The following is a 14290-nucleotide window of genomic DNA, read 5'->3' on the forward strand; positions in this document are numbered from 1 at the left end:
CCCCTTCTCCCCTGGTGGGAGAGGGGATGAGAAGCGGGAAAAACATGACGGGAACTGCAATATGATGCCGAGACTGAAAACAGCCCATGTCAACGGCTTGCGGGCGCTGGTGCACCTTGGTTCGTTCGGCTTTCTGCTCTGGCTGGGCTATGCCGTGCCAGCCGGGCTGCTGGGGGGGGATCCGGTCCAGGGGCTGACCCATTACCTCGGCAAGGGGGCCCTCCACCTGCTGTTGCTGACCCTGCTGGTGTCGCCGCTCGCCAAGCGCTGGCGCCAGGGGCAGCTCATCAAGTTGCGTCGCCCCCTCGGGCTCTGGTGCGCCGCTTGGGCGTCCCTGCACTTCATGGTCTGGCTGGGGCTGGATCTGCAGTTCGACTGGGGGCTGATTGGCGGCGAGCTGGTGAAGCGCAGCTACATAGTGGTGGGCATGGTGGCGCTGCTACTGTTGCTGGCGCTCGGCATCACCTCGATCCCGGCCCTGTTGCGGCGCATGGGGCCTGCCTGGCAGAAGCTGCACAACTGGATCTACGGGGTGGCTCTGCTGGTGCCGGTACACTACTGGTGGTCGGTCAAGAGCGGGTGGCAGGAGCCTCTCATCTATCTGGTGCTGGCCTGCGCCCTGCTGTGGCCCCGTCGGGAAAAGCTGCTGCGCCCCTGGCGCAGGCGAGCGCAAGTAGCCGGGAGGGGGGCGGCGCAACAGCCGTCACGCCCATAGCAAAAGAGGCCTATTCGGCCTCTTTTTTGGTGATCTCGCCGGTGTTGGCATCGACCTGCAACTGGACGCGCTGATCGTCGGCATTCAGGGTATCGACCTCGAATTTGTCCCCTTCCAGCTCCACTTCTCGAATGTCGTGATAACCTTGTGCCAGCAACAACTTGACCAGTCCGGCCATGTCGAGACGTGTCTGCGCCGCCCAGCCAAAGGTGGAAAAGAGGCACAAGATCAGCAGGATACTGCGTGGGATCATATTCATTCCGGATTCATGGCTGGCACACTATAAACGGCATTATGTTAGGTTTTGAGAGATGAATCACCCATGAATAGCGCGCTGCCCCTGCTTGGATTGCTGCTGCCGATGCTGGTTCAGGCGGCCCAGCCGAACGAGGCCTTGCTGCAACAGGCGGTCAGCGAGGGGCGGGTCCGCCCGTTTCATGTGTTGATGGAGGTGGCCTCCCGCCTGCCGGTGCGCGTGCTGCGCGTCGATCTGGGTGAGGAGGATGGCGTCTGGCTCTACGAGCTCAGGCTCATCGACGAGGAGAACAGCGTCATCAAGGTGGGCTATCGGGCTGACAATCTGGAGATGGTGTGGCTCAAGGGTCACCATCTGGAGCGCCTGTTCGCTCCGCGCCCGCCCCCGGAAGAGGAGTAAGGAGTAACGGCGTGAGTCCGCGAACCTACCGTCATCCGGTTCGTCCCCCCAACCGTTGCCGGTGCCGGCACAACCCTGTTTTGGATACCCATGTATGCGCATTCTGATAGTTGAAGATGAAAAGATCCTCGCGGGCCAGCTGGCGGAACAGCTGCGTCTGTCCGGTTTCGTCACCGATCTCTGCCACGATGGCAACGAGGCGGGCTTTCTCGGCGAGACCGAACCCTATGACGCCATCATCCTGGACCTCGGTCTGCCCGGTCGCGACGGCCTGAGCGTACTGAAGGAGTGGCGCAGCAAGGGGATGGACACCCCGGTGCTGGTGCTGACCGCCCGTGGCCAGTTGCACGAGAAGATTGAAGGGCTCAACGCCGGGGCGGACGACTACCTCACCAAGCCCTTCCAGGTGGCGGAGCTGGTGGCGAGGGTGCAGGCGCTGGTGCGCCGGGCGGCGGGGAACGCCAGCTCCATCCTCGAGATCGGTGGCGTGCGTCTCGACATGGCGGCTTCCCAGGTGTGGTACGAAGGGACCCCCATCAAGCTCACCGCCCACGAGTTCCGGGTGCTGGGCTACCTGATGCAACACAGGGGCAAGGTGGTGTCCCGCAGCGAGCTGATCGACCACATCTATGCCCAGGATTTCGATCGCGACTCCAACACCGTGGAGGTGTTCATCGGCCGCATTCGCAAGAAGACCCACGCCGATCTCATCGAGACGGTGCGCGGCCTCGGCTACCGGATCAACGAATGACACCCTCGCAACCGATGGCGGGGTGGGTTGAATGAGGCTGGTACGCACCCTGCGAGGTCGGCTGGTGGTGATCGCCATGGTCTGGTGCGGTCTCTTCCTGTTCGCCACCGGCTTCAGCCTGCAGACCATGATGCGCAACTACTGGCAGGAGGCGGAGGCCGATGGCCTGCGCCTGCAGCTCTACGATCTGCTCTCCCGCCTCGAGATCCAGCCGGACGGAATGCCGGTGGTCACCGAGCCCATGGCCGACCCCCGTTATCGCCAGCCCTACTCCGGCTACTACTGGCAACTGGAGCTGGGGGAGACGGTGGTCAGTCGCTCCCGCTCCTTGTGGGATGCCCATTTGAGCGCCCACGGCCTGAAGTCGGCCTTCGGCGATCCGGATCTCTTTGTCGGCAAGGGGCCCAACAAGGAGCCCCTGCTGATCATGACCCGTACCGTGCTGCTGCCGGGGTCTGATCGGGTCTTCACCCTGGTGATGGCCAAGGACAGCAGCGCCCTGACCCAGACCCTGAAGAAGACCCGCATCAGCCTCTTCCTCGGCCTCGGCTTCGCCGCCACCGGCCTGGTGCTCGGCTTCATGTTCCAGATCCTCTACGGCCTGCGCCCGCTGCACCTGCTGCGTCGCGAGCTGAGCCGCGTCCATCAGGGTCATCAGGAGGGATTCCGGCTGCGTTACCCCCTGGAGATCCAGCCGCTGGTGGAGGACATCAACCGCCTGCTGCACCACTATGGCGAGCTGCTGCAACGAGCCCGTTCCCACACCGGCAACCTGGCCCACGCCCTCAAGACGCCGCTCAGCATCATGCGCAACCAGGTGACCCAGTTGCCGCCGGAGGATCAGGCCGCCCTCGGCGAGCAGCTCGACCAGATCCAGCGCCACATCGACTATCACCTCGGCAAGGCGCGGGTGACCGGCGCCGCCAAGATCCTCGGGGTGTCGACCCCGGTGCGGGCCCGGGTGGAGTACATCTGCCGCGCCTTCTCCCGCCTCTATCCCGGCAAGACGGTGGACTTGCAGGTGCCGGTCAATCTAGCGGTCGGGGTGGAGGAGCAGGACTTCGACGAGATGGTGGGCAACCTGCTGGAGAACGCCTTCAAGTGGTCCGCCAGCGAGCTGCGCATCTCCAGTGCCGAGCTGGGGGGCTGGATCACCCTGCGCATCGAGGACGACGGCCCCGGCATGAGCGAGGATCAGATCGCCAAGGCGGTGCTGCGGGGGGTGCGCCTCGACGAGAAGGTGCCGGGCTCGGGCCTTGGCCTCAACATCGTCTCGGATCTCGCGGAAGCCTATCGCGGCAGCCTCATCATGGGGCGGGCCGAGCTGGGGGGGCTCGCCGCTTCCCTCTCCCTGCCCAAGGTGGCCAGGGTCGAGTGACGGGGGCCCCGTCGGGGGGCCCCTTTTGTGCCGCCGTGCTGGCAAGGGTGCGGCACCCGGCATAAGATACGTCTCTTGTTTCAGGTGTAGGAAGGGTAGCAATGACTGACGATCCTTGGGCTTTGTGCCATCTCGATGATTCGTTCGATGCCTCGGTGCTGGGCACCAAGGGGGCCCAGATCCAGTGGTTCGAGGACAGGGATGCCCTGATCCAGTTCCTGCTGGAGGACTTTGTCGACCTGCTGGCCGACGTGGGCGAGCTGGACGAGGATCAGACCGAGAGCGCCCGCGAGCGCTTCACCCTGCTGGTGGAGCAGAGCCTGGATGATCGCACCCTGATGGATGCTATCAACGATCTCGCCTCCGGCCTGCGCCGCATTGCCTGGCTGGGGCCCCTCTCCGAACTGGCGGAGTTGAGCGACGACTTCGCAAGCGGGCTGCGAGCCTTCTTCTGGAGCCAATATGACGGTGACGAGGATGACCCCGAGGCCTGGGTGCCGGAAGATCTCTGGCCCCAGCTGGTGGAGTGCGCCGAAGAGTACATGGTGGAAGGAGACTTCTGAGCCACACCACAAACTGCGATAAGAAAACGGCGCCTTGATGGCGCCGTTTTTGTTGCTCAGTCCTCTACTCAGCCGTTGGCGGGTACCTCGTGCGCCGTGTTGGCGAGCACTGGCCCGATATACTTCTCTATCTGCAATTGGGCCATGTGGCCGCAGTTGCCCTGGGCCAGACTGGACGAGCCCTCGTCGAAGGTGAGGCAGTTGACGTTGCCGTTCTTGCAGATGCTGCCCGCTTCGCCCGGCTTGGCCGGGTCATACCAGGCCCCTTCGCACACGCGCACCACCCCGGGGCGGATGTCGGCCGAGAGCCGTGCCCCCACCAGGATCTGGCCGCGCTCGTTGAAGGCCCGCACCAGATCGCCATCCTGGATGCCGCGCGCTTTGGCGTCGTCCGGATGGATCAGGATCGCTTCGCGGTCGGCGATGGCGAACTTGTCCCGCAGCGGGGTGTTGTCGAGCTGGGAGTGCAGCCGCTGGGTCGGGTGGGAGGTGTTGAGCGACAGCGGATAGCGCGCCGCCACCTCGCTCTTCACCCACTCCTTGGGCTCATACCACTTGGGATGACCGGCGCAGTCGGCATAACCCATCCCCGCCACCGTGTTGGAGAAGATCTCGATCTTGCCGGACGGGGTACCGAGCGGGTTGAGCAGCGGGTTCTCGCGAAAATCGGCGTGACGGATCCACTGGCGGTTGGCTTCCGGGATCGGGAAGCGGATGTAGTTGTTGGACTCCCAGAACATGTTGAACGGCGGCAGCGCCACGCGGGCACCGCGGGCCTGCGCCGCCATGCCGTCGTACATCTGCTTGAGCCACAGCATCTCGTCCTTCCCTTCGGTGTACTGCTCCTGCACGCCCAGCTTGGCGGCGATGGCGCTGAAGATGTCGAAGTCGTTGCGGGCTTCAAACTGGGGGGGCACGCACTGGTGCATGGGGAAGACGTAGCGCTGGGAGTAGTCGCCGCCCATCTCCAGATCGTTGCGCTCGTAGCTGGTGGTGACCGGCAGCACGATGTCGGCGTGTTTGGCGGTGGCGGTCCAGTAGGGCTCGTGGACGATCACGGTCTGGGGTTTGCGCCAGGCCTGCAGCAGGTTGTTGGTGTCCTGATGGTGGTGGAAGGGGTTGCCCCCCGCCACGTAGACCAGCTTGATGTCCGGATAGGTCACCTTGCGGCCGTTGAAGTCGATGGTCTTGCCCGGATTGGCGAGGCAGTCGGCGATGCGCGCCACCGGGATCGGTGCCGGGCTGTTCTTCGGTGCGTTGCCGGCGGAGATGCCCGCCAGAATGCCGCCCTTGGCGGTGGGGCTGCCACCGGAGGAGTAGTGGTAGCTGAAGCCGTAGCCGCCCCCCGGCAGGCCGATCTGGCCCAGCATGGCAGCCAGAGTGACCAGCATCCAGTTCGGCTGCTCCCCGTGGTGCTGACGCTGCATGCCCCAGCCCGCCATGATCATGGTGCGCTTGGCGGCCATGTCGAGGGCCAGTTGGCGGATCACCTTGGCCTCGACGCCGCAGACGCTGCTCGCCCACTCGGCGCTCTTGGGCTGGCCGTCCTCCTTGCCGAGCAGATAGGCGAGGAAGGTGTCGAAGCCGACAGTGTAGCGATCGAGGAAGGCCTGATCGTGCTTCTTCTCGCTGTGGAGGGTGTGGGCCACCCCCAGCATCATGGCCACGTCGGTGTAGGCGTTTGGGGCAATCCACTCGGCGCCGACCAGCTTGGCGGTCTCGTTGTAGACGGGGTCGATGCTGATGACCCGGGTGCCTTTCTCTTTCAGCGCCTTGAAGCCCGCTTGACCTTTGTGATCCGGCATGTTCCAGCTGTTCTTCAGGGTGACCTGGGCGTTGACCCCCCAGAGCACCACCAGTTCGGCGTGCTCCACCACGTTGGGCCAGGCGGTCTGCTGCTCGTACACCTCGATGGAGCCCATCACGTGGGACATGATCACCTGAGCCGCGCCGGTGGAGTAGTCACCGGCATAACCGGTGAAGCCGCCCGAGAGGTTCATCAGTCGGTGCAGCAGGGTGCGGCTGTTGTGGAACATGCCGACACTCTTCCAGCCGTAGGAACCGGCGTGGATCGCCTGCGGGCCGAAATCAGACTGGACGCGCTGGATCTCGCCGGCCACGAGGTCGATGGCCTTTTCCCAGCTCACCCGTACCCACTCGTCGGCACCGCGCAGCTCCGGTCTGGCGCCCGGGCCGTGCTCCAGCCAGCTTTTGCGCACCATGGGGTACTTGATGCGGTTCTTGGCGTGGACCTGGAACGGCGCCAAGTCGATGAGGTCATTCGGTGCCGGATCGTCGGCCACAGGCTGGACCCGCACCATGCGGCCCTCGGAGACGATGGCCTCGAAGGCTCCCCAGTGGGCGCCGGTCAGGATGCCCTTCTGGGCGGACACCAGGGTGGGGAACTGCTCAAGGGCCGTGCTGACGGCCTTGGCCAGGGCGCTTTTCGGGAAGAGACCAGCCAGCAGGGGCAGGGCGGCACAGGCCCCCAGCCCCTTGAGCAGAGTACGGCGGGAGAGGTTGGTCTGTTGGTCATTGAAAAAAGTCATGGGAGAGTCCTCTGTTCCTGCCTTAATGGGCCGCGCTCATGTCGCTGGCGTGTTTCTGCACGTATTGGGTGAGCATGCGCGCCTGCTCCGGGGTGAGGGAGGTACGGGACTCCATCCCCTTGATGACGCCGATCCACTGGTTGGCGTTGAAGTGATCCAGCGCGGTGAGGCCGTGACAGCCGGTGCAGTTGTTGGACATCAGGGTGGAGGCGTATTGCCACAGCTTGCCCTGGTCGCCGATGAGCTGGCTCTGGTCGACCCAGGCGGTCAGGCTGACCTGATGCCAGGTGAGGTTGGTGGCGCTGTCGGTTTCGCTCTTGCCGGTCACGAGGGCTTTTCTGGCGGCTTCGCCGACCAGCACGCTCAGGATCCGTTTGCCGGGGGCGGCGTAGAACACCTCGCTCACACCGTCCTGCTGCCAGCCGTCGATGCGCACCTGGGTGCGGCCGTTGTCGTTGGCCAGCACTTCCACCTGGGTGGAGGGCATCAGGGTGCCTTCGTCAGTCTTGGCGCCAGCATCCAGATAGAGCGTGGTGGTGGCGATGGCATAGCGGGTGGTGACGGTTACCGGGGTCTGGGCCGCGGCGGCGGCCAGTTCGCTGGCACCGGCGGCGGCCAGGCCGCTCATGTCTGGCATGATGTGGGCAACGCCGCGGTGACAGTCGATGCAGGTCTGACCCTCCTTGATGGCGACCGGGTGCTCGGCGCGGGCATTGGGGCGTTGGGCCAGGATGTCCATGGCGGCGTAGCTGTGGCAACTGCGACAGGTGGCGGAGTCATTGGCCTTGAGCTGATCCCACACGGTCTGGGCCATGCGCAGCTTGTGGGCCTCGTATTTTTCCGGGGTGTCGAGGGTGCCGATCGCCTCGTGATAGATGTCTTTCACGGCGCGGATCTTGGTCCAGAGATAGGCGGCGGGTTCACTGGGGATGTGGCAGTCGGCGCACTCGGCGCGGATCCCCTTCACGTTCTGGAAGTGGACGCTGCCCTGATATTCGGCGAGGGGGGTCTGCATGGAGTGGCAGGAGACGCAGAACTCGGTGGAGCTGGTCTTGTGCAGCACGGTGACGGTGACGCCCAGTGCGGCGATCCCCAGCAGGGCCCCGAGCAGCAGAAGCCAGAACCAGGTCTTTCTCAACAGTTTTCCAAGCATGGTGACGGTGTCCTTCGAATTCGGGTATTACCAATATAGTAGTAGTCCCAGGATTCTAAGGGTTGACCTCGGTCATGGTTTTAATTTCGACATATAATTGATTTTTGGTTTTGTTATTTGTTTTGGCATGATTTATTGAATTTAAATCGCATTTTTCCCATACAGCGGGAGCGGGATGTGCGGTGGTGGGAGCGATGCCCAAGCCGGGGCGAGGAGGCAGTACGCCACCCCGGGGCTTGGGGTTTGTGGCGAGAGGATTGTATACTGTTCACATATACAGTATTCAGGTGTATCCATCATGCGACTCTTTATCGCCGAGAAACCCAGCCTTGGCCGCGCCATCGCCGATGTCCTCCCCAAACCTCACAAGAAGGGGGAGGGTTTCATCGAGACGGCGCAGGGAGACGTGGTGACCTGGTGCATCGGTCACCTGCTGGAGCAGGCCGAGCCCGATGCCTACGATGCCGCCTACAAGCAGTGGCGCATGGAATCCCTTCCCATTGTCCCGACCCAGTGGCAGCTGGTGGCCAAACCCAAGACCAAGGCCCAGCTGGCCGTCATCAAGGGGCTCATCAAGCAGGCGGACTGCGTGGTCAACGCCGGTGACCCGGACAGGGAAGGGCAACTGCTGGTGGACGAGGTGATCGACTTTCTCGGCTATCCCAAGACCAAACCGGTTCAGCGCTGCCTCATCAGCGATCTCAATCCCCCCGCCGTGCGCCGCGCCCTCGACAAGCTCAGAGACAACAAGGAGTTCGTGCCGCTGGCGGTGTCGGCGCTGGCCCGTAGCCGTGCCGACTGGCTCTATGGCATCAACATGACCCGGGCCTATACCCTGCTTGGCCGCAAGGGGGGCTGCAGCGAACTGCTGTCGGTGGGTCGGGTACAGACCCCCTTGCTCGGTCTGGTGGTGCGCCGGGATCTCGAGATCGAGGCCTTCGTTCCTAAGCCGTTCTACGAGGTGATGGCCCATCTGTTGACCCAGGGCAACGAACGCTTCACCGCCAGGTGGCTGCCATCGGAGGCATGTCTGCCCTGGCAGGATGAGGAGGGACGGGTGCTCAACCGGGCGCTGGCCGCCAAGGTGGTGGAGCGGATCCAGGGGCAACCCGCCCGGGTGGAGGCGGTGGAGGAGCAGGCGCGCAAGCAGGCGGCGCCGCTCCCCTACAACCTCTCCAGCCTGCAGATCGACGCGGCCAAGCGCTTTGGCATGGATGCCAAGCGGGTGCTGGATATCTGCCAGAGCCTCTACGAGCGGCACAAGCTCATCACCTATCCCAGATCCGACAGCCGCCATCTGCCGAGCGAGCACTTCAACCGGGCCGGCCAGGTGCGGGAGGCCATCGCCAGCACGGCCCCTGCGCTGGCCAGGGCGGTCGCCGAAGCGGATGGCAGGATCCGCAGCAAGGCGTGGAACGACAGCAAGGTGGATGCCCACCACGCCATCATTCCCACCGAGAAGAGGGGGAACGAGGGGAGCCTGGGGGCCGACGAGGCGAAGCTTTACGGCCTGATTGCCCGCCAGTATCTGCTGCAGTTCTACCCGCCGTTCGAGTACAACGACAGCAAGGTGTTGCTGCGCATCGCCGGAGGGCTGTTCCAGGCCAAGGCGCGCCGCATCCTCAAGGCGGGCTGGAAGGCGCTGCTCGGAGTGGAAGAGGATGACGAGGAGGAGGCGGGAACCCTGCCTGCCCTGAAAGAGGGGGAGGAACTGCTGTGCGAGCGGGGGGAGCTGCTGGAGAAGATGACCCAGCCCCCCAAGCCGTTTACCGATGCCACCCTGCTGGCCGCCATGACCGGCATCGCCCGTTATGTGCAGGATCCCGAGATCCGCAAGACCCTGCGGGAGACCGACGGTCTGGGCACCGAGGCGACCCGGGCCGGGATCATCGATCTGCTGTTCAAGCGCCGCTTCCTGGTGCGCCAGGGCAAGAGCATCAAGGCCACCCCGACCGGGCGAGCCCTGGTCCAGGCGCTGCCCACGACCGCCACGACACCGGACATGACGGCACTGTGGGAGCAGAGTCTGGGTCAGATCGCCGAACGTCACGGCAGCTACCAGCAGTTCATGGGGCCGCTCACCGAGCAGCTCAACGGCCTGATCGAGGGGGCGCGGCAGGATTCCGGCGTCAGCTTCAGCGCGCTGCCCAAGGCGGCGCCCGGTGACAGCAAGCAACGCTTTGCCCGCCGCAAGCGGACTGGGTCCACCGCCGCACGCCCCCGCACGAGCACGGGCAAGAGTGCTCGTGCGGGGAAGAGCCCTGGAAAGAGCACTGGTAAGGGGACGACCAGGGGCAAGGTTGCCTGAGGCTGGCGAGCGCCGTGATCACATAGAAAAGAAAGAGGGGCCAGTGGCCCCTCTTTGCATGGATGGAGCGGCTTACCCCGTGTAGACGCTCTCTTCCGGATAACGGATGCGGGTCTCCACTGGGCGGGCCAGCATGATGGCCAGGGTGAGGGGCCCCAGACGACCGCAGATCATCACCAGCACCAGGATCAGTTTGCCCGGTTCGCTCAGAGAAGCGGTGATGCCGGTGGACAGTCCCACGGTGGCAAAGGCCGAGATGGTCTCGAACATGATCTTGTCGAATGATTGCGACTCCGTGAGCATCAGCAGGAACATCGCCAGCATCAGCACCATGGTACTGACGATGATGATGGCCAGGGAGCGGGTCACTATCTGGGGTGACAGGGTGCGGCCGAAGGCGGTGACATGGGGGCGCTTGGTCAGAAACGCCCGGGTCGCCAGCAGGACGACGGCAAAGGTGGTGACCTTGATACCGCCCCCGGTGGAGGTTGCCCCGGCACCGATGAACATCAGCATCATCATGAACAGCAGGGAGGCCGGTACCATCTGGCCGATATCCACCGTGTTGAAGCCCGCCGTGCGCGCGGTGGCCGACTGGAAGAAGGCTGCCAGCCACTGGCTCCCGAAGGAGGCGTTGCCCAGGGTGCCAGGGTTGTTGTGCTCCAGCAGCCAGAACATCAGGGTCCCCAGCAGCAGCAGGGCAGGGGTCATCAGCAGCATCAGCTTGCTGTGCAGTTTCAGCTTGCGCCAGCGGCGGTTGCGCACCAGGTCGACGATGACGGTGAAGCCTACCCCCCCCAGGATCAGCAGGGCCGGTATGGTCAGGCTGATGATGGGGTCATCCCGGTAGTCCATGAGGTTGTTGGCAAACAGCGAGAAGCCGGCGTTGTTGAAAGCCGACACCGCGTGGAAGAAGCTGACGTAGAGGCCGTGGCCCCAGCCCATGTCGGGCACCCAGCGAATGGCCATGATGGCGGTGCCGATCAGCTGGGCAATCAGGGCGAACAGGACGATGCGTTTCACCAGCTGGACGATGTTGACGGATCCCTCCTGGCCCAGTGCCTCCTTGGCCAGCACCTGCTGGCGCAGCCCGACCCGCTTGCTGAACATGGCGATGAGCAGCAGTGTCATGGTCATCTGGCCGAGACCACCAATCTCCATCAATATCAACAGGATGATCTGCCCCTGCAGGGTGAAGGCGGTGCCGGTATCCACCACCCCGAGGCCGGTCACGCTGATGGCGGAGGTGGCGGTGAACAGGGCGTTGATGACGGTGACCTCACCCTTGTGGCTGGAGGGCTGGACCAGAAACAGGGTGCCAACCAGCAGGATGATGAGGAAACTGCCCAGGATGAGCTTGGCCTCGCTCCAGCGGGAGTTATCTTCCCGATGCAGGGTGAAGGCGTAGTTGCTGCGCCAGTTGATCATAGGGTGTCGAGCCAGTGATCGATGGCGTGCTTGTTGCCGGCCAGGATCAGGATGTCACCGAGTTGCAGCTCCATCTTGCCGGTCAGGACGTTGTGCAGCACCTCACCCCGCTTGATGGCCAACAGCTGGAAATCGCTTTGCTGCAGCAGGCGTAAGTCGGCCAGGGTGCGGGTGTTTTGCTGCAAGCCGATCACGAACTCGGTCAGCACCATGTCGTGACCCAGCTCCAGGTAGTCGAACAGCCGGTTGTCCAGCATGCTCTGGGCCACCCGGCGGCCCATGTCCCACTCCGGGTTGATCACCTTGTCCGCGCCTACCTTCTGCAGGATCTTGGCGTGGAACTTGTCGCGGGCCTTGACCCAGACCTTCTTCACGCCCGCCTCTTTCAGCACCAGCGTGGTCAGGATGCTGGTCTCCAGGTTGTCGCCGATGGCGACAAAGACGATGTCGAAATTCGCCAGGCCCAGTTCGGCGACCGTGGCCTCGTCGGTGGCATCGGCCACGATGACGTGGTTGCAGAGGGTGGCTATCTGGCGGGTCTTGCTCTCGTCGATGTCGATGGCCAGTACCTCGGCATTCTGGCGCTGCAACTCTTCGCACAAGGCGCTGCCAAACAGGCCCAGGCCGATGACGGCGAATTGATTGTTCATGCATGCTTCCTCAGCGGGATGAAGGGGTTACTCTACTCCAGAGCCCTGAGTCCGAAAAGTGTCCGGGTTTTTTGTGCCGGGGGATCTGGGGTAAACTGCGCCCTTGTCCTTGTCGGAACACACAGATGAAACTCACCCCCCACGCCTCCCTGTCGACCCTCAATACTCTGGGCCTGGATGCACACTGCCTCTGGCTGGCCGATGTGACCCGGCCGGATGATCTCGCGCAACTGCGGACCAACCCGGAGTTGGCCACCTTGCCGCGCCTGGTGCTGGGAGGAGGAAGCAACATCCTGTTCTGCGATGACTTTGCCGGTCTGGTGATCCACAACGGCCTGAAAGGGATCACGCTGCACGAGGAGTCCGAGCACTGGCTGCTGCACGTGGCGGCAGGTGAAAACTGGCACGAGCTGGTATGCCACGCCCTGCAACAGGGCTGGCACGGGCTGGAGAACCTGGCACTCATTCCTGGGACGGTCGGGGCGGCCCCGGTACAGAACATCGGTGCCTACGGGGTCGAGCTGGCCAGCGTCTGTGCCTACGTGGAGGCGTTCAACTGGCAGAGTGGCGAGGTTGAGCGCATCGCGGCGGCCGATTGCCGGTTCGGTTACCGTGACAGCATCTTCAAGCACGACTATCAGGACTCCCATTTCATCACCGCCGTCGGTCTGCGCCTGTCCAAGGCATGGCGTCCGGTCGCCGGTTATGGCCCGCTGGCGGCGCTGGGGGATACCCCTTCGCCACAGGCCATTTTCGACACCGTCTGTGCCACCCGCATGGCCAAGCTGCCGGATCCGGCGGTGCTGGGCAACGCGGGCAGTTTCTTCAAAAACCCTGTGGTGCACGCTGCCCTGGCCGAGACCCTGAAACAGCAATACCCGCAGATGCCTTGCTACCCCGCAGCAGAAGGGCAGGCAAAGCTGGCTGCTGGCTGGCTCATCGATCAGTGCGGTCTCAAGGGGTTTGCCATCGGTCGTGCCGCCGTCCATCAGGAGCAGGCGCTGGTGCTGGTCAATCTGGGGGGCGCCAGCGCCATGGAGCTCATCGCGCTGGCGGCCCATGTCCGCGACAGCGTGGAGCACCAGTTCGGTGTGGTGCTGGAACACGAGGTGCGCTTCATGGGGCGCAGCGGTGAAACCTGGCTCGACGAGGTACTGGCATGACCCTGACCCCCGTCAGACAGACCCTGATCACCCTGCTGAGCGACGGTCAGTTCCATTCCGGCGAGCAGCTGGGCGAGCGCCTTGGCATCAGCCGGGCGGCGGTGAGCAAGCACATGGCCGCGCTCAAGGATCTGGGGCTGGATCTCTTCAGCCTGACCGGCAAGGGCTATCGGCTGGCGGTGCCCATGGCCCTCTATGACGAGGGGCGGCTGCAGGCAGAGGCACCGATGGCGCCGGTGCACTGCTTCCCTGTCATCGATTCCACCAACCAGTACCTGCTGGAGCGGGTCAATACCCTGAGCTCCGGGGAAAGCTGTCTGGCCGAGTGCCAGACCGCCGGGCGGGGACGTCGTGGCAAACCCTGGGTCTCCCCCTTCGGTTGCCAGCTGATCCTGAGCATGTACTGGCGGCTTGAGCAGGGCATGGCGGCCGCCATGGGACTGAGTCTCGCGGTCGGCGTGGCGGTGGTTGAGGCGCTGGAGTCCCTCGGTTATCCCGGGGTGGCGCTCAAGTGGCCGAACGACCTCTATTACCAGGGTCGCAAGTTGGCGGGCATCCTGGTGGAGATGAGCGGCAGTGCGGGTGCCAGCTGCCATCTGGTGATCGGGGTCGGCCTCAATCTGGCGATGCCGAGTCGGGAGGGGGAGAAGATCGATCAGGCCTGGTCCGAGCTGCGCCATATCCAGCCCGAGCTGGTGGATCGCAACGAGCTGGCCGCCTGCGTGCTGCTGCACCTGCAACAGGCCATGCAAACCTTCGAACAGTCGGGGCTGGTGAGTTTTGTCGAGAGCTGGAACCGGCTCGACCACTTCGCCGGCCAGCCGGTAAAGCTGCTGATGGGAGAGCAGGTGATCCGCGGGATTGCCCGGGGGATCGACGAACGCGGAGCCCTGCGTCTGGAGACGGAAGAGGGGCTCAAGCTCTATCTGGGAGGGGAACTCTCCCTGCGGCGGGGGGACTGAGCCCATACGCTCATG

Annotated in this window: 13 protein-coding genes; 8 read left to right on the plus strand and 5 right to left on the minus strand. The window is 64.1% G+C overall.

Annotation, left to right across the window (positions count from 1 at the left end; translation table 11 throughout):
• Positions 1–61: 61 nt before the first annotated feature.
• Complete coding sequence (locus J9892_RS10190; protein ID WP_210538283.1) at positions 62–715, plus strand: protein-methionine-sulfoxide reductase heme-binding subunit MsrQ; 654 nt, start codon at positions 62–64, stop codon at positions 713–715.
• A gap of 10 nt (positions 716–725) precedes the next feature.
• On the opposite strand, the gene J9892_RS10195 is transcribed toward J9892_RS10190, so the two are convergent.
• A complete protein-coding gene (locus J9892_RS10195) occupies positions 726–974 on the minus strand; it encodes a PepSY domain-containing protein (protein ID WP_010675973.1) in 249 nt (82 codons plus the stop codon).
• Between the two features lie 63 nt (positions 975–1037).
• Between J9892_RS10195 and J9892_RS10200 the strand changes: the two genes are divergently transcribed.
• From J9892_RS10200 to J9892_RS10215, 4 genes are all read left to right on the plus strand, one after another.
• Complete coding sequence (locus tag J9892_RS10200; RefSeq protein WP_210538284.1) at positions 1038–1370, plus strand: hypothetical protein; 333 nt, start codon at positions 1038–1040, stop codon at positions 1368–1370.
• Between the two features lie 94 nt (positions 1371–1464).
• Entirely contained in the window at positions 1465–2121 is a 657-nt protein-coding gene (locus J9892_RS10205) for a response regulator transcription factor (protein WP_005332666.1), read from the plus strand.
• A 31-nt stretch (positions 2122–2152) separates the two neighbouring features.
• A complete protein-coding gene (locus J9892_RS10210) occupies positions 2153–3499 on the plus strand; it encodes a sensor histidine kinase (protein WP_010675971.1) in 1347 nt (448 codons plus the stop codon).
• Between the two features lie 101 nt (positions 3500–3600).
• Positions 3601–4062, plus strand: a complete 462-nt coding sequence (locus J9892_RS10215) for a hypothetical protein (protein WP_010675970.1) — start codon at positions 3601–3603, stop codon at positions 4060–4062.
• Between the two features lie 68 nt (positions 4063–4130).
• Here J9892_RS10215 and torA read toward each other — a convergent pair whose 3' ends face one another.
• Both torA and J9892_RS10225 read right to left on the minus strand, forming a co-directional pair.
• Positions 4131–6611: a trimethylamine-N-oxide reductase TorA gene (gene torA, locus J9892_RS10220; protein WP_210538285.1), complete on the minus strand. Its 2481-nt coding sequence runs from the start codon at positions 6609–6611 to the stop codon at positions 4131–4133.
• Positions 6612–6633: 22 nt separating this feature from the next.
• Complete coding sequence (locus J9892_RS10225; RefSeq protein ID WP_210538286.1) at positions 6634–7764, minus strand: NapC/NirT family cytochrome c; 1131 nt, start codon at positions 7762–7764, stop codon at positions 6634–6636.
• A 298-nt stretch (positions 7765–8062) separates the two neighbouring features.
• Here J9892_RS10225 and J9892_RS10230 point away from each other — a divergent pair, with 298 nt between their 5' ends.
• Positions 8063–10072, plus strand: coding sequence for a DNA topoisomerase III (locus J9892_RS10230; protein WP_210538287.1), 2010 nt, complete (start codon positions 8063–8065; stop codon positions 10070–10072).
• Between the two features lie 72 nt (positions 10073–10144).
• On the opposite strand, the gene J9892_RS10235 is transcribed toward J9892_RS10230, so the two are convergent.
• Both J9892_RS10235 and J9892_RS10240 read right to left on the minus strand, forming a co-directional pair.
• Entirely contained in the window at positions 10145–11500 is a 1356-nt protein-coding gene (locus tag J9892_RS10235; protein WP_041211921.1) for a TrkH family potassium uptake protein, read from the minus strand.
• Positions 11497–12150 (minus strand): TrkA family potassium uptake protein, encoded by a 654-nt coding sequence (locus J9892_RS10240; protein ID WP_010675965.1) that lies wholly within the window; start codon positions 12148–12150, stop codon positions 11497–11499. Before J9892_RS10240 ends, J9892_RS10235 begins: the two co-directional genes overlap by 4 nt.
• A 125-nt stretch (positions 12151–12275) precedes the next feature.
• On the opposite strand from J9892_RS10240, the gene murB reads away from it, so the two are divergent.
• Entirely contained in the window at positions 12276–13313 is a 1038-nt protein-coding gene (gene murB / locus J9892_RS10245) for a UDP-N-acetylmuramate dehydrogenase (RefSeq protein ID WP_109422364.1), read from the plus strand.
• Positions 13310–14275: a bifunctional biotin--[acetyl-CoA-carboxylase] ligase/biotin operon repressor BirA gene (birA, locus tag J9892_RS10250; RefSeq protein ID WP_210538288.1), complete on the plus strand. Its 966-nt coding sequence runs from the start codon at positions 13310–13312 to the stop codon at positions 14273–14275. Before murB ends, birA begins: the two co-directional genes overlap by 4 nt.
• Positions 14276–14290 lie beyond the last annotated feature (15 nt).

Source organism: Aeromonas sp. Prich7-2, from assembly GCF_017939255.1.
GTDB classification, from domain to species: Bacteria; Pseudomonadota; Gammaproteobacteria; order Enterobacterales; family Aeromonadaceae; genus Aeromonas; species Aeromonas caviae.